The sequence below is a fragment of the Trichocoleus sp. DQ-A2 genome (genome assembly GCF_039961915.1).
Taxonomy (GTDB): Bacteria; Cyanobacteriota; Cyanobacteriia; order Cyanobacteriales; family FACHB-T130; genus FACHB-T130.
This window is the reverse complement of the sequence record NZ_JAMPKD010000001.1, coordinates 67,268-84,963: the sequence shown is the minus strand read 5'-3', so window position 1 is coordinate 84,963 and position 17,696 is coordinate 67,268. Positions and strand designations below refer to the sequence as shown.

Genomic DNA, 17,696 nt, shown 5'->3' with positions numbered 1-17,696 from the left:
GTCTCTACCTCTGAGGGTGAGTAAGTTTAAACTAGCGCGTAAACCTTCGCTTCCCACGGGAAGATGCCTTCTCTGCCTACCCATTCAGCAGGAACCATACGATCTTGCGCGATCTCTTTCCACTGTTTACCTGCCGGAGTTGCAGGCCAATTAGGTATTTTATACTCAGAACCTGGAGGAGTCCCGTACTCGGAGAAATTCGCCACCACAATCACTAATCGATCGTCTTTGCCTCGCTGCCAAACGATAACTCGCTTGCCTTCATTGAAGTCAGAATGGATAAAATGAGTGTCATTTACGGCTAAAGCATCAGAAGTAGTCCGAAACTTCACTAATCTACAAACATAATTGAAAATACGCTGTCGCCAATCATCTGTCAGACGGCTGTAGTTGACCGGATCAACCTGTTTTTTATGGTCATCTGAAGTTGGCAAGTCATTTTGATCGGCGAATTCATCTCCTGCCAAAATCATCGGAATCCCGACAGCAGTGAGCAAACAAACAAATGCTAGCTTGATGCGCTTTTCTGTATCAAAAACTTGATTATTATTTAGGTAGCTGTAGAAGCGTTCGTTGCCAAAGCCTCCTACATCATGGGAAGTCAGATAATTAACTGCTTGAGAACCATCTGCAAACCCTAAATTACGACAGTCAATGAGTTTGCGGACGCTCCATTCAAAGCTAGGCTCATCAGACGAATTTTGTCCTAGAATGACGCTACGGATAATATGCTTAAACTTTTCGTTCCACAACCCATCGAGACGATTCTGTGAAATTAAAGCTAGCGGTACGCTTAATTCTTCACCGACTACGAGAAATTTATCGCCGCTTCCTTCCCGTTCCTGCCAAAGCGATCGCGCATAATCTTTGAATTCCTGTAAAAAGTCATAATTGCCGATATTGTTAACGCTATCGAGGCGCAAACCATCTACCCGATAGTAATCCATCCAGTGGGCGATGTAGGCTTTCATATATTCGCGGGCAGGAACAAAACGCGATCGCGTACCTGCAAGCGGATGATACCCTTCTACCCAATAGTTGTACTTAAACAAATCACCGCCAAATCCGTCCCGATTTCCTTGTTCTGGATCGCCACTATTAAACTTGATATAAAATTCTAGATAATTAACGTTGCGGTAAGGATTGTTGTAAGAAAAAGCCATTACCGCATCAACAAAAAAGCGCACGCCGTGTTGATGACAAACTTTGATGAGATTGATTAAATCGGTGGAAGCCGTGGGTGCTTCTTGACCGTCCGGGCGACCTAAGTCATAATCGGCTGCAAAATAATTAGCCGTACCATAGCCCCAATTATCTGTTTGATTGCTATCAGATGGCGGTAAAAGTTCCAAAGCATTGACACCTAATTCCACCAGATGAGCGCGGTTTTGTAAGGCGCGGACTGAGGAAAAAGTAGGTGCGATCGCTTCTTCCACAAATAGAGAAACTACGTCTCGAAAAGTCCCGTTTCCTTCTTGAATTCCCCCAGTTGAACGAATTCGAGTCCAGCGAGTGGGCAACTCGTAAATCACTAGCCGATTATTCGGTTGTAGGTTTTCTATCGTATCTCCTTCCCAGTCCGCTGTTTGCCCCTTCGGATCGCACGGAACCAGCATTTTATCTCGGTAGAGGATGACGCTAGCTGGATCTAGGTCGGACATTCCCTCTTCTGAAAGGATTTTCGGTGCAGAGAAACGCCGATCCACCGTGTAAGCGGTAGGATCGGTGCAGTAGAGAATTCGATGGGTGTTGGTGTAGGCGTCAGTGTCGCGGACTTTAAACCAGTAAAAATAAACCTCTCCGTCTGTTAAATTGCAGTTTTCCGCTGGTATTTCCCAAAGTTCTGGAAAATCTGTTGATTGGATTAAGTCGAATTCTTGAAAATTTTCAAATGAGCTTGGATTATCTCCAGCGAAGTCGCCGATGTAAAGCGTTGGAGGGGGTTTAATATCTCCTGGACGCCACAAAACGAAATGTGTCTGTTTGCGATGCAATAAATCAGGAAGCATTACAGAAACCCCTTGAATACGAAGGTTAGCTACGAGCTTTTACACACGAGAACAGACTGCTATTCCAGATAAAAGGTGAATCCCAAGACTGGAAGAAAGAGATAGTTACTTGAATTAACAGAATATTCTTTAAAATGGAATCCCATCATCCTCTTCATCTTCCTGCTCTTTGGGATTCAACCGCCAGATAGTAGTTTTCTCTTCTTCCACGGGAAGTTCCGCGACCAATTCTCCTAAGTCCTTCTGAAGATTTTGGGTTAGCGTTACCGGAAACTCTAAATCAATTCCATGAATTTCCGCTATTCTTGCCAACTGGTTAAACGGAATCTTTTTTGTAGTTCGCTCATAACTGGATAATTGGAAATATTTCGTCTCTGATAGTTCCTGTGCCTGCATTGCGGCTTTGAGCCTATTTTGGATGTGGTCAATTTCGGTATCTAGCAACTTCCATTCCTGCTCAATTTCTCGATAGCGTTGGGCTAGAGCTGTTACATCTTCCTGTTCTGGATCTGGACTACTCAATTGAGTTAATTCCAACAGCCGCTGATGCACGTGAGCCAGATAAATCGGGTCCATTTTTGCATACTGTAGCTGACTTTCTGTCAGCGGTCGCTGTCCCCAATCGCTGCTTTGTTCGGTTTTGTCTATATTGGGAAAATAGCACAGATTTTCTGCCAGAGTTCTCAATTGTAAATTTGGTACTGGCAATAAATAGTAAGGGATTGATTTGGCAATCTCTAAGGTGCAACTTACATTTTTAGCTTTGGTTTTACCTAATAACTTCAGATCGTAGCTGGAATTGTGGAAGACCTTTTCAATTGCAGGATTAACCATGATTTCTTTAATAAAGATTTCTGCAATTTCAGGATTATCTAAAACATCTAAAATGCAAACGCTATCTCCGCTTACATCGGTAAAGTCATCTAATATTTGAATTAAAGAGAGTTTAGGCTTGCGAGTATTATAATCGGCAACTTCCGTATCTAAGTACAAAAGCTGGCGTTTTGAATATTCATCAATTAGAACTTTAGCTTTCTCTGTTTCTGTGAAGTAAAGCATTCTCTAAAACATCCTTTTTGTAAATAAAAGTTAAATAAAAGGTTAGATTATTTATTTTACTTTTAGAAGTTACAGCAATTAATATTTATAAATATTACTGCTACAAAAGCTATTTTTATATCAAAAAATATGTTTATTAAAATAGGTTGGATGTTTTCAAACTAAAACCGGACAAACTAGCAACGGTATTTATAATAAGAATTAATTAGAAAGATTTTATCATCAACATCGCGCAATTATTTTTTATTATGCATTCCAATCTACCTTCCGACGTAAATAACCGCTGGCAATTCTGGATCGATCGGGGTGGTACGTTTACTGATATTGTGGCGCGGCGTCCGGATGGACAACTGGTGATTCATAAGCTGCTGTCGGAGAATCCCGAACGGTATACTGACGCGCCGATACAGGGAATTCGGGACATTTTGGGAATTGCGGCAGATGCACCTATTCCATCGGAACAGATTGCAGTTGTCAAGATGGGAACCACTGTGGCGACGAATGCGCTACTGGAACGCAAGGGCGATCGCACTCTTCTGGTCATTACTCAGGGATTTCGAGATGCCCTTCGCATCGGCTACCAAAATCGCCCCGATATCTTCGCCCGTCACATTGTATTGCCAGAGATGCTCTACGAGCGAGTGATTGAGGTCGAGGAACGCTACAGCGCCCAAGGCGAAGAATTAATCCCCGTAGAAACAGGATATATCGCATCTCTACAAGAAGCGTACAACGACGGGATTCGCTCCTGTGCCATTGTCTTCATGCACGGCTATCGCTATCCCGAACACGAGAAACAAATAGCAGATGCAGCGCGGAAAATTGGATTTACCCAAGTCTCGGTATCGCACGAAGTTAGCCCGTTGATGAAGTTGGTGAGTCGCGGTGATACTACCGTTGTTGATGCTTATTTATCGCCTATTTTACGGCGTTATGTAGATCGAGTTGCCAGTCAGCTAGCCAGTTTGGAATCGGAATTTTCAACTCAAAACTCTCCCCAGTTGATGTTCATGCAGTCCAACGGTGGACTTACTGATGCCCAACAGTTTCAAGGGAAAGACAGTATTCTATCTGGCCCTGCTGGGGGCATCGTCGGCGCGGTACAGACAAGCTTGATGGCGGGATTCGACAAAATTATCAGCTTTGATATGGGCGGAACTTCTACGGATGTCGCCCACTATAACGGCGAATACGAACGCACCTTTGAAACGGAAGTTGCCGGGGTACGACTGCGAACGCCGATGATGGCAATTCATACGGTTGCTGCTGGTGGCGGTTCGATTCTCTTTTTCGATGGGGCGAGGTATCGCGTGGGACCCGAATCAGCGGGGGCAAATCCGGGTCCCGCTGCCTATGGAAAAGGCGGTTCGCTGACGGTGACAGATTGCAATGTGATGGTGGGCAAGTTGCAACCGGAGTTTTTTCCGAAATTGTTTGGATCGAACGGAGATTTGCCGCTAGATGCAGAAGTAGTGCGGCAAAAGTTTAGTGAACTGGCGGCAGAAATTGGGGACAATCGGACGCCGGAACAAGTGGCGGCTGGATTTCTCGCGATCGCAGTTGAAACAATGGCGAGTGCAATTAAAAAAATCTCTCTCCAGCGCGGTTATGACGTTTCGGAATATACTTTGTGCTGCTTTGGGGGCGCGGGGGGACAACACGCTTGTCTGATTGCCGATGCGTTGGGGATGAAGCAGGTGTTTCTGCATCCCTACGCTGGCGTGTTATCGGCTTATGGTATGGGTTTGGCAGATATGCGGGTGCTGCGAGAACGGGCGGTGGAGGCGCATCTGAGTGAGGAGTTAGTGCTGAGTTTGGAGGGGATGTTAAGCCAGTTGGCAAGGGAGGGGGAGGAGGAAACGAACCGCCACGACGCCAAGGACGCAGAGGAAAGACAGGAAGAAGAGAGAAGGGAGGATGTTGAGATTGAGGTTTTTCGGAAGGTGCATTTACGGTATGAGGGGACTGATTCGGCGCTGATTGTAGATTTTGGGGATACGGCGGCGATGAGGGGGTGGTTTGAGGAGTTGCACCGGCAGCGTTACGGCTTTGTTGTGGAAGATAAAAGGCTGATTGTAGAGGCAGTTTCAGTTGAGGTGGTGGCGAAGACGGAGAGAGTAGAGGAAGCAGTCATTCAGCGTCGCAGTGATGAACTTCCCTCGCCGGTGGCAACTGTACAGATGTATGCGGCGGATCGGTGGCACGAGACGCCAGTGTATAAGCGAGAGGATTTGCAACCCGGAGACTGGATTTCTAGCCCTGCTATCATTGCCGATGCGACGGGTACGAATGTCATTGAACCCGGTTGGCAAGCACAGCTAAGCGATCGCAATCATCTGATTTTGCAGCGTTCGGCAGATTTACAATTCTCAATCCAAAATCCAGAATCCAGCATCTTAAATCGTCCCGATCCGGTGATGCTGGAGATTTTCAATAATTTGTTTCGCGCGATCGCCGAACAAATGGGTATCACTCTGCAAAATACCAGTTCCTCAGTCAACATCAAAGAACGCTTAGATTTCTCCTGTGCAATTTTTGACCAACACGGGCAGTTAGTCGCCAACGCCCCCCATATTCCCGTACATTTGGGTTCCATGAGTGAAAGCGTCAAAAGTTTAATTGACGCCTGTGGCGACACGATTCAACCCGGAGATGTCTTTGCCTCAAATAATCCCTACAACGGCGGTACGCACCTACCCGATATCACTGTAATTACCCCTGTATTTGCTTCCTCTCCAGACGCAATAAATCGCGTTACAATCTCCCCTCCTACGCTTCCCCTCTTCTACGTTGCCTCGCGGGGACATCATGCAGATATTGGGGGGATTACCCCAGGTTCCATGCCTCCAAACAGCACCACAGTAGAACAAGAAGGAGTGCTACTTGATAATTTCCAACTAGGAGAGGGAGGACATTTTCGAGAAAAAGAATTGCTGGAACTGCTGGCATCCAGCGCTTATCCAGCCCGAAATCCCAGTAAAAATATTGCAGATTTGCAAGCACAAATTGCGGCGAACGAACGCGGCGTGCAGGAACTCCACAAGATGATGGAGCATTATGGTTTAGAGACTGTGCAAGCGTATATGGGCTTTGTACAGGACAATGCGGAAGAGTCGGTACGTCGGGTTATCGAAGTTCTCAAAGATGGCAGTTTCACCTGTCCTCTGGATAATGGCAGCGCGATCGCAGTTACCATCACCATTAACAAATCGACTCGCAGCGCCAAAATAGATTTTACCGGCACTTCTCCTCAGCAACCGAGTAATTTAAACGCACCAGCAGCCGTGTGCAAGGCAGCAGTATTGTATGTCTTCCGCACTTTAGTGAATGACAATATTCCCCTCAATGCGGGTTGTCTCAAACCTTTGGAAATTATTATTCCCGAAGGCTGTATGTTAAATCCGCGTTATCCTGCTGCTGTGGTGGCGGGAAATGTAGAGACTTCGCAAAACATTACCGATGCTTTGTATGGGGCGCTGGGGGTGATGGCAGCTTCCCAAGGAACGATGAATAATTTCACCTTTGGAAGCGATCGCTATCAATATTACGAAACCATCTGTGGCGGTTCCGGCGCTGGCGCTGACTTCGACGGCACCGACGCCGTACAAACTCACATGACAAACTCCCGTCTTACCGACCCAGAAGTATTGGAATGGCGATTTCCTATCCTTTTAGAAAGTTTTGCGATTCGTCCCAATAGTGGCGGAAATGGGCATCATCATGGAGGGAATGGCGTTATCCGTCGCCTGCGTTTTCTTGAACCCATGACTGCTGGAATTTTATCAAGTCGTCGCGTCATTTCTCCCTTTGGTTTGCATGGTGGTGAAGCGGGTGCAGTCGGGAAAAATTATGTGCAGCGTACTGATAAAAGTGTAGAGGAATTAGGAAGTACAGCGGTTGTAGAAATGCAGCGTGACGATGTATTTGTTATCGAAACACCGGGAGGTGGAGGTTATGGAATTGCCAAGAATCTATAACTTAATAATTGATACATGATAAAAGCGCGATCGCAACCCTTGACCTTTGATAGATGATTATATTCGACCCAAACAGCAAGTAGGAAAAGTAGGAAAAGTAGGGAATTATACTTAGTAATTTATTTGCTTAAATTGGGAAAACTGCTGAAATCCTTTGTTTGCAAGGCTTGTAAACGAATCGCTTAAAGCAATAAGGTTAGCGCCTATCTGTAAGTGATTCTTAATAAGGCATATTTAATTAAAGAATGCTAGTTTAGGTAGTTGACAGAACTTTATACTGCCTCCATCCGACGCTTTAGTTGAAGTAATATCTTATGAAATCAAAAAAATCAAGTACAAACTTACGGATTTTAAAGCAAATTCTCAAAAAAATTTAATTGTCCGATTCGGGCAATGTTTACTGATTCGTCTAAACACAGAGGAAGTTCTTTCTTTCGGCGGCCTAATTCGATACGACTTACACGGAGGTTCCCCTAAATCTCATTTTTCAAGGGGAACTTTGACTATATTTCCCCTCCTTTTTCTACCGTTTTGTAGCAGCGCGAATGCGATAGGCTATGCCTGCCATTATGGGGGGGTTGGTAGGAATCGAAACGGGACTTGTAAGTTCAAAAAAACTCGTGGGGCGAGATTAAGGAAGCCATTCACAAATGCATTCCTTTCGCTGAAAAACTTTTTTATATCGATTGATTTTTAGAAATCCGCGACATTGAAAAAGATATGCATAGCGCAATGGCTGGCACTTATAACCTAGGTTTAGTAATCCTTTCTTTTGCGATCGCGGTAATTGCCTCTTATACAGCCCTAGACTTAGCCGGACGAGTGCGGTCTGCTGTGGAACGGGGACGATGGCGCTGGCTTCTGGGTGGAGCAGGGGCAATGGGAACTGGAATTTGGTCAATGCACTTCATTGCCATGCTGGCTTTCCAACTGCCACAGTCTGTCAATTATGATGTGTGGATCACCCTGTTCTCCTTGATGTGCGCGATTCTTGCCTCAAGCATTGCTTTGTGGCTGCTGAGTCGCGCTGTTTCAATCCCGCTGGTCATCGGCGGCGGGGTTTGTATGGGAATTGCCATTGCATGGATGCACTACACAGGGATGGCAGCCATGCAAGTCCAGGCGACGATTGAGTATGACTGGAGATTGGTGAGCCTATCGGTAGCGATCGCTATCATTGCTTCTTTTGCCGCGCTTTGGCTGGCATTTCGGCTACAAGAGCAATCCTTAAAAGGTCTGCTGTGGCAGAAATTCGGCAGCGCTCTCCTGATGGGAATTGCCATCAGTGGGATGCACTACACGGGAATGTGGGCGACTCACTTTACTCCTCACAAAGTCTTTCCACTAGAGCCGTCTCCCCCCATCACTCAGTCTTGGTTGGCGATCGCTATCGGGATTGCTACCTTGTTCATTTTGAGCCTAGCCCTATTAACCTCTCTATTCGATCGGCGTTTAACAGCGCAGTTAGTTCGACAGCAAGCGTTACAGGAAAGTGAGAACCGCTTTCGGATGCTGATCCGAGAAATGCAGGTAGGAGTATTACTGCTCAATGCTAATGCCGAAATTCTCACCTACAATCAAGCTGCGATTAATCTGCTCAATCTCAACTCAGAGGATTTATCGCATCAGGTATTTGGTGCAAATTGGCTGTTGCAGCGAGAAGATGGTACACCCTTCCCAACGCCAGAGCTACCCGTGCAGTCCAGCATTGCCCAGCGCCAACCGATTCATAATATTGTCGTGAGAATCGACCATCCTGAGAGCCATAATCAACGATGGCTGCTAGTAAATGCCGACCCGCAACTAGCAGAGGATGGGAGTGTAGAACGAATTGTTTGTACCCTCAGCAATATTACGAACCAAAAGCAAGCGGAAGCCGCACTCCGCCAAAGTGAAGAACGATTTGCTTTAGCGGTAGAAGGAGTTAATGGCGGGATTTGGGATTGGAATATTCCAGCAAATTATGTATATCTGTCGCCTCGCTGGAAAAGTATGTTGGGCTATGAAGACTTAGAAATTCCGAATAGCATCGATACTTTCAACCAAATTCTGCACCCAGAAGACTCAGAGCGAGTGTTAGCGGTGATGCTTGCCTATTTAACTAAGAAAATCCCCAACTACGAGGTAGAGTTTCGGGCATCCCATAAAGACGGCAGCTGGCGCTGGATTCTTACCCGTGGCGTGGCATTGTGGGATGAAACCGGCACAGCCTATCGCATAGCAGGTTCCCATACTGATATTACCGATCGCAAGCAGAGGGAAGAGGCACTGCACTTAATGGTTGAGGGAACAGCTTCTGCAACTGGCAATGAGTTCTTTCGCTCTTGTGTCCGCTATCTCGCCCAAGTTTTGGGAGTCCGCTACGCTGTAGTCGGTCAATTTGCAGATGATACTGAAACTAGAGTGCGAACTTTGGCATTCTGGACGGGTGAGGGCTTTGGCGAAAATTTCGAGTACGACTTGGCGGGTAGTCCTTGCGAAAACGTCTTGAAGGGAACGAGCGGTTTTTATCCATCCGAGGTACAAGAACTTTTTCCTGACTTCCAAGCGTTAGAGAAGTTAGGCGCACAAAGCTACTGGGGAATTCCGTTAAGAGACTCGGCTGGCAATACAATTGGCAATTTGGCGGTGTTGGATGTGCAGCCAATGGCTCACGATCCTGGCAAAGAAATGATTATGAAAATTTTTGTTGCCAGAGCGGGAGCCGAGCTGGAGCGGAACTTAGCGGAGGAATTGCTGACAAAACGAGCAGCGATGGACAGTTGCTTGAGCCGGATTTCTGGGATGCTGATTGACGAAAACTTAGATACTGCGATCGCTTTCACGCTGCAAGCCGTTGGCGAGTTTTTGGGGTGCGATCGCACTTACCTGTTTGATTACTCCGATCGCCAAAACGGCTGGAATATGACCCACGAGTGGTGCGGCTTTGGCATTCAGCCAGCGATCGAGCGGTTTCAAGGTTTACCTGTTGAAAATCATCACTGGATTCACAACCAACTTTTGAGTGGCAAAACGGTTCAATTTCCTGCCGAACGCCCACCTGTCACCGCCGAACCAACCTTGACGAAACTTCAGTGTATCCAGTCCCGGCTTGCCGTTCCGACGCTTTACGCTGGTACGGTTGTCGGTTTTATGGGTTTGGATGCCATCAGCTCTTCCAAAATCTGGAGTCAAGAAGAAATTAATTGGCTTAAATTAGTCAACGAATTCATTGCAGTGACTCAGGCACGTCAAGCAGCACAAGCCGCATTACGGGAGAGTGCAGAACGGGAAAAAGCGATCGCTTTCGTGATTCAGCGAATGCGCCAAACCTTAGAAATTGACAAAATTTTTAGCGCTACGACTGAAGAATTACGCCATGCGATTAATTGCGATCGCGTTGGTCTCTATCGTTTCCATCCCGACTGGAGTGGGGATTTTGTATCGGAGTCGGTAGCAGAAGGCTGGAATTTGCTAGTTCCCGAACAAATTCATCAATCTCAGCTGCCCAAGGTTGCCGTTAACCAGGTGGGTTGTGCTGGCAAAACTTTGGGAAGTGCAGAGGAGCCAATCCAAGATACTTATTTGCAAGCAAATCAAGGCGGGACTTATCGCCAAGGAACCAGTTATCGTTGTGTCCCAGACATCTACCAAGCTGGATTTGACGCTTGTTACCTAGAACTGTTGGAGCGCTTTCAAGCACGAGCTTATATCATTGTTCCGATTTTCCATAGCAATCAACTGTGGGGCTTGCTAGCAACTTACCAAAATTCCGGTTCTCGCCAATGGCAAGAGGCAGAAATCAAGATGGTTGTTCAAATTGGGGCACAGTTAGGCGTTGCGATCCAACAGGCAGAATTGCTAGCGCGAACTCAACAGCAGTCAATTGAATTGATGATCGCCAAGGAAGCCGCTGATGCTGCCAACAGTGCTAAAAGCGAATTTCTTGCCAATATGAGCCACGAACTAAGGACACCCCTCAATGCCATCCTTGGTTTTACCCAATTGATGAGCCTTGATACCTCCCTATCTGCCGAACATCAGAAATACCTGGAGATCATCAGTCGCAGTGGCGATCATCTGCTGGCATTGATTAACGATGTTTTAGAGATGGCTAAAATCGAGGCAGGGCGAGTCACGCTACATGAAAATGACTTTGACCTGTATTGTCTGCTCAATAGTCTCGAACAGATGCTACAACTCAAAGCCACAAGCAAGGGACTCTTGCTTAACTTTGAATGCACGGCTGCTGTCCCCCAGTACGTCAGAACCGACGAAAGTAAGCTGCGTCAGGTCTTGATTAACCTTCTCGGTAATGCCATCAAATTTACTGACAAAGGGAGCGTAACCCTGCGTGTTACAGGGGAGGAAGGAGAGGCGGAAAGCAGGAGTGTTGGGGAACAAGCAGACTCCTCACCTGTGCCTTTTATCCGCTTGCTCTTTGAAGTGGAAGATACTGGCCCCGGTATTGACCCGAATGAATTCGATCGGTTATTTGAAGCTTTTGGACAAACCTCAGTTGGGCTGAAGTCCTGTCAAGGCACGGGTTTGGGCTTACCGATCAGTCAAAAGTTTGTCCAACTGATGGGGGGAGGAGCGATCGCAGTCAGTAGTCATCCAGGTCAGGGAGCCAAATTTACCTTTGACATTCAGGCAGGTTTGGTTGAGCAGATGGAGATTGAAACATCCCAATCTATCTATAAAAAAGTTATTGGTTTAGCTCCTGACCAACCCATCTATCGTGTTCTAGTTGTGGAGGATAAGCCCACAAATCGTCTCCTCCTAGTTAAGCTTCTTACTTACTTGGGCTTTGAGGTGCAAGAAGCTGAAAATGGTCAAGAAGCTGTGGCAATTTGGGAGAGTTGGGAACCCCATCTAATCTGGATGGATATGCGGATGCCTGTGATGAACGGCTATGAAGCTACCAAAAAAATTAGAGCTTCCTTAAAAGGTGAGGCAACCATAATTATTGCCCTAACTGCCAGCGTTTTTGAAGAAGACAGACAAATTATCTTGTCAGCGGGATGCGATGACTTCGTGCGTAAACCTTTTCGAGAAGAGGAACTACTCTTTAAAATGAATAAATATCTAGGGGTGCAATATCTCTATGAGGAGGAAGCATTACCCACCGAAAGCAGGAAGGAAAATTTACCAGAGACTTCCGATTCTGACATCCCCCTTCAGATTTCCACTATGCCCTCTGAATGGATACAACAGCTACACTATGCAGCTTCCCAAGGCAGCGATTTCTTGCTCCTTCAGCTCCTTCAGGAAATTCCCCCAGAAAATTCGTTTGTTATAAATGCTTTGACCAATTTGGTCGAAAATTTTCAGTTTGAGCAAATTATGGAATTAATTCAATCAACTGAAACACAGCTTCCTGGTAAAAACTCACAGCAAACCTCCCTCAATTTTTCGCCTCTTCTATCACATTCCCAGCAGGAGTAGGATATTGAAAAATTTTGTTGCAGGATGGCAAATAGGTTTTTTCCCATTGCCTTCCTCTACTCTCACACCTGTGGAAGATGATTGCAGAATGTCTAAGATAAGTGGTTAAATAATATTTAACGCTGCAATCAATTAGTTCAAAACTTTTTAAACCTTTATCATTAACTGCAAACAGGAAATAGAAGAAAAATGACTTTTAAATAATATTCTAAACTAACGAATTTTCCAAAATCGATGATAAAAGAATTGAAATAAATAATTTCTCCCTCGTTATGGCAAAAGAAGATATTCTCATCGTTGATGACACCCCTGAAAACTTGCGTTTTCTGTCTGGTCTGCTAATGAAGCAAGGCTATACCATTCGCAAGGCATTAAGCGGGCAAATGGCACTGACAGCGATACAAACTGTTATCCCCGATCTAATTTTGCTTGATATTATGATGCCTGGTATGGATGGTTATGAAGTTTGTGAAAAACTGAAATCCGATCCAAAAACTGCTGCAATTCCTGTAATTTTCTTAAGCGCTCTCAGCGAGGCTTTTGATAAAGTAAAAGCTTTTTCGGTTGGCGGAGCAGATTATGTTGCCAAACCTTTTCAATTTGAAGAAGTTTTAGCTCGTGTTCAGAATCAACTAGAGTTAAGAGCCGCAAAAATCCAAAACCAACAACTAAATGCTCAACTTGAAGAACGAGTTAAAGAGCGGACTTTTCAGCTAGAAGTAGCAAATCAAGAACTGAGGCGGGAAATCAACGAGCGGATGCTCCTTCAAGAACAACTCATAAAAATGGCACTTTATGACGATCTTACAGGATTGCCCAATCGAGCTTTATTCATGGAGCGTCTAGAACAAGCTCTCAAACGCACCAAGGAACATTCAGGAGAGGCGTTTGCCGTGTTGTTTCTTGATTGCGATCGCTTTAAAGTAGTCAATGATTCTCTCGGTCATCTTGCCGGTAACGAACTGTTAATTAATTTAGCTCGCCGCCTAGAAAAATTACTCAGTCAACATCATACTTTGGCCCGGTTGGGCGGTGATGAATTTGCGATTATCTTGACAGACGTTGGAAATATCAGCAGTGTACTCCTAATCGCAGATCAAATACTTCAATCTTTTGCTTCTCCGTTTCAACTAAATAAACAGGAAATTTTCATCAACGCTAGTGTTGGAATTGCTATGAGCAATCCTAATTATGAGCGAGCAGAACATATATTGCGAGATGCAGACATCGCAATGTATCGTGCCAAAACCTTAGGAAAAGGTCAATACCAAATTTTTGACCCAAAGATGCACGATGCTGTGATTCAAGTTTTACAGCTTGAAAATGACTTGCGTAGAGCCATCGAACGACAAGAATTCATTGTCCACTATCAGCCAATTATTGCCCTTGATACCAGCAAAATTGTTGGGTTTGAAGCATTAGTTCGCTGGGATCATTCTCAACGAGGAATGGTATCGCCTGGATTGTTTATTCCTGTAGCAGAAGAAACAGGTTTGATTAACCAACTTGGCAATTGGGTTTTGCGGGAAGCTTGCTATCAGCTTCAGCAATGGTATCAGGAAAAACTGATCGATCATCCCCTATTTATGAGTGTCAATCTTTCAGCGCGGCAGTTTGCTCAGCCAGATTTAATTGAGCAAATTGACCAAATCCTCGCGGAAACCCAACTGAATCCTCAAAGCTTGAAGTTAGAAATCACAGAAAGTGTTCTGATGAATAATACTCAATCTGTAAAAGCGATTATGCAGCAACTTCGAGAACGTAAGATTCAGTTATGTATTGATGACTTTGGTACCGGGTATTCTTCTCTGAGTTATTTATATAATTTCCCGGTTGATACTCTCAAAATCGACCGTTCTTTTATTAGTTATTTAGATGAAAAAACAGATAGTTTGGGACTGATTCCGGCGATTATGAAGATTGCTCAAACTCTAAATATGAGTGTAATTGCTGAAGGAATTGAGACGGGCGAACAGCTATCTCAGCTAAGAAACTTAAATTGTGAGTTTGGACAGGGATATCTGTTTTCTAAACCTGTAGAAGGAAAAAAAGCCACAAATTTAATTGTATCGGATACACAGTAAGAATATTTAGGGTGAAAGTGTAGTTTATGTTAATAAAGCTAGGTTTATTCAGTTAAAGCCAAACTAAAAAAGATAGTTAATAAAGCTAAAATAACAATTAATTTTTTACGAATATTAACTACTTGGGATGCAGCGATAATAAGCAGGTAAACAATTTTGATACTCTTTTAATTCAAAGCCCAATGGATTCCAAATTAGCAAATACCTTCAAAGCCGATATTCTGATAGTTGATGATACACCAGACAATATTCGCTTTTTATCTTCCCTGCTGTTAGATAAAGGATATAACGTTCGTAAATCGATTAATGGTCAAATGGCTTTAACCGCAGTTAAGACACTTCAGCCGGATCTAATCTTGTTAGATATTAATATGTCGGGCATGAATGGTTATGAAGTTTGCGAAAGGTTAAAGGAAGATACTGAAACTTCCTCTGTACCTGTGATTTTTTTAAGTGCTTTGGATGATGTTTTAGATAAACTGAAAGCTTTTCAAGTTGGGGGCGTAGACTATATTACTAAGCCTTTTCAAATTGAGGAGGTTTTGGCGAGAATTCAAAATCAACTAACAATTCAAAGCCTTCAAACTCAGTTGAAAAATCAGAACTCACAACTTCAACAAGCCTTAGGCGATCTCAAGAAGGCTCAAGCACAACTGGTTCAAAAAGAAAAAATGCTTGGGTTGGGTCAATTAGCCGCAGGAATGGCTCACGAAATCAATAATTCTATTGGCTTTATTTCTGGCAATCTCGATCCAGCACGCAAATATATTCAAGACTTGCTAAATCTGGTTCGTATCTATCAACAAGAGTACCCAAAGCCTACTCTTTCCATTCAGAAAGCAATTCAAGAAATCGATCTAGATTTTCTGAATTCAGATATTCAAAACCTTGTAGGCTCAATGCAAACGGGTGTAGAGCGAATCTGCACAATGCTCCTGGCTTTACGCATTTTCTCCCGCCTTAATGAATCAGATATTAAAGCTGTAGACATCCATGAAGGATTGAATAGCACTTTATTATTGTTGCAGCATCGACTTAGAGGAGAAGGGAAACGCCCGGAGATTCAGGTGATCAAAAAATATGAAGATTTACCTTTAGTTAATTGTTATGCTAGCCAGCTAAATCAGGCCTTTCTTAATATTTTAAATAATGCTATTGATGCTCTAGAATTGAGGATTGGGCAAGAGTTTTCTGAATCTTCCAGCCCAACAATTTGGATTAGTACAGAGTTTAGTGCTTGGGAAACGATAATTATCCGAATTAAAGACAATGGAATTGGCATTGCTGAAGAAATGCGATCGCGTTTATTCGACCCATTTTTTACGACAAAGCCTATAGGTCAAGGCAGCGGGTTAGGGTTATTGACGACTTATGAGATTATAGTAGAAAAGCATAAAGGTCAACTGACGTGTCATTCATTCCCCGGACAGGGTGCAGAGTTTACGATTGAAATTCCAGTACATCTTGTTAAGACCACATAGGCTTAAACGAAGCCGAAAGCGGAAGAGACGCTACGCGCAACTTTTTTAGTCTCCAATTTATCTTCGGGTGGAGGCTCGAAATGTCAAGCAAAATTTTTTCAAATTCCCTAAGATTGGTGATGTAAATGGTGTTCCTGTGGAGGAACCCGTCCCGACGGCTGATTGAATGGCAACGTGACGATAAATGTTGTTCCAATACCGACTTCACTTTCTACTTGAATCTCTCCTCGATGTAAATCTACACACATTTTGGCAATGGAAAGACCTAATCCGGTTCCTTGAATTGGTCCCACATTGCTACAGCGATGGAAGGTTTCAAACAGGCGTTGTTGATCTTTTAAAGGAATACCAATTCCTTCATCTTTTAAGCGAAAAGTAGCTTCTCCGTTTTGGAAAACTAAATCAAAGTAGATATTGCCACCTTGGGGCGAATACTTAATCGCGTTGGAAAGTAAATTAGTGAAGATATGCCGCAGCAAGACTTCATCCATTTCAACTTGGGGGCGTTTCCCTTGACAGGTAAAGATAATGTTGTGCTGTCTAGTAGCACAAGCTTGTAAAGTTGCTGTGAGATCCCAGCAAAATTTTTCTAAATCGAGTCGTGCGGGTTTAAACTGAAGTCCACCTGCCTGAGTTTGACCCAAGATCAATACCTCATCTAATAGGTGGAGCATATTGCCGATGGCACCTTCAATCCGCTCGAAGTATTCATTTCTCTTCTGTTCGGTTAAGCTCTGATTGTAGGCTCGAAGTAACTCCGCAGACATCCGAATTGTCGTCATGGGAGTGCGGAACTCATGGGAAACGATGGAAACGAAGTTTGATTTGAGTTGGTTGAGTTCTCGTTCCTGTTCCAGGGCTTTGAGGATTTCTGTCATTGCGAGTTTGCGATCGCTAATATCTCTGCCTTCCACAATCAGCAACACCACTTTCCCCGTTTCGTCCGTCAAGGGCTTTAAGGAAAAATCAATCCACAGCATCACATTCAATTCGCCCTGTACCTGGATCTCATGGCGGACAAAATGACCGTTCGCGGCGTAGGCGATCGCATTTTTCAACCAATCCTGGCTTTCCTGGCAATAATTCCAACATTTTGTCTGCCACATCAAGTGACCAACATAATCTTCTAATTGAAGACCGCTGAAGTTAAGAACTGTTTGGTTAACTTCCAGGATCTTTCCTTCTGGTGTCAACAACCCCATTAATTGAAATGTCTGCTCAAAAATCCCTCGGAAGCGTCGTTCGCTTTCGTGCAGCTGCTTGAGAATTTGTCCGCGTTCAATGGCGTAGCGGATCGTCCGCACTAGCAATTGCATTGTAATTTGATTTTTGACGAGATAATCCTGTGCCCCTGTTGCCACCGCTTGTAGGGCAAGTTCCTCATCATCAAACCCGGTCAGCACCACAATGGGGATATCTGGTGCAGCTATCCGGAATTGTGCTACTGTGTCCAATCCATCCGAGTCAGGAAGAGAAAGATCCAATAAAGCAACATCCCAGGAATCAGCGCTACAAGCCTCAATTGCGTCGCCCAGCCGCTCAACGTGTACTAATTGCCATCCCTCCTGATTTGAGCGCGAGAACAGTTGGCGTAGCAAGTTGGCATCGCTGGGGCTATCTTCCACTAGGAGGACTTGAATCGGCGTTTTGTACATAACT

The 17,696-nt window shown here is 44.5% G+C and carries 7 protein-coding genes; 4 read left to right on the top strand and 3 right to left on the bottom strand.

The window, feature by feature from the left end; genetic code table 11:
* Positions 1-26 precede the first annotated feature (26 nt).
* Positions 27-2,009 carry an alpha-amylase family glycosyl hydrolase gene (locus NC997_RS00365; protein WP_190524280.1) on the bottom strand — a complete coding sequence of 661 codons (1,983 nt, stop codon included), beginning with the start codon at positions 2,007-2,009 and terminating at the stop codon, positions 27-29.
* Positions 2,010-2,138: 129 nt separating this feature from the next.
* Positions 2,139-3,068, bottom strand: a complete 930-nt coding sequence (locus NC997_RS00360) for a ribonuclease D (protein WP_190524277.1) — start codon at positions 3,066-3,068, stop codon at positions 2,139-2,141.
* A gap of 248 nt (positions 3,069-3,316) precedes the next feature.
* On the opposite strand from NC997_RS00360, the gene NC997_RS00355 reads away from it, so the two are divergent.
* From NC997_RS00355 to NC997_RS00340, 4 genes are all read left to right on the top strand, one after another.
* On the top strand, positions 3,317-7,045 hold the full coding sequence (locus tag NC997_RS00355) for a hydantoinase B/oxoprolinase family protein (protein WP_190524274.1): 3,729 nt from the start codon (positions 3,317-3,319) through the stop codon (positions 7,043-7,045).
* Positions 7,046-7,765: 720 nt separating this feature from the next.
* On the top strand, positions 7,766-12,472 hold the full coding sequence (locus NC997_RS00350) for an MHYT domain-containing protein (RefSeq protein WP_190524271.1): 4,707 nt from the start codon (positions 7,766-7,768) through the stop codon (positions 12,470-12,472).
* Positions 12,473-12,744: 272 nt separating this feature from the next.
* Positions 12,745-14,556, top strand: a complete 1,812-nt coding sequence (locus NC997_RS00345) for a GGDEF domain-containing response regulator (RefSeq protein ID WP_190524267.1) — start codon at positions 12,745-12,747, stop codon at positions 14,554-14,556.
* Positions 14,557-14,738: 182 nt separating this feature from the next.
* Entirely contained in the window at positions 14,739-16,037 is a 1,299-nt protein-coding gene (locus tag NC997_RS00340; protein ID WP_190524264.1) for a response regulator, read from the top strand.
* A gap of 107 nt (positions 16,038-16,144) precedes the next feature.
* Here NC997_RS00340 and NC997_RS00335 read toward each other — a convergent pair whose 3' ends face one another.
* Positions 16,145-17,692 carry an ATP-binding protein gene (locus NC997_RS00335; protein ID WP_190524262.1) on the bottom strand — a complete coding sequence of 516 codons (1,548 nt, stop codon included), beginning with the start codon at positions 17,690-17,692 and terminating at the stop codon, positions 16,145-16,147.
* Positions 17,693-17,696 lie beyond the last annotated feature (4 nt).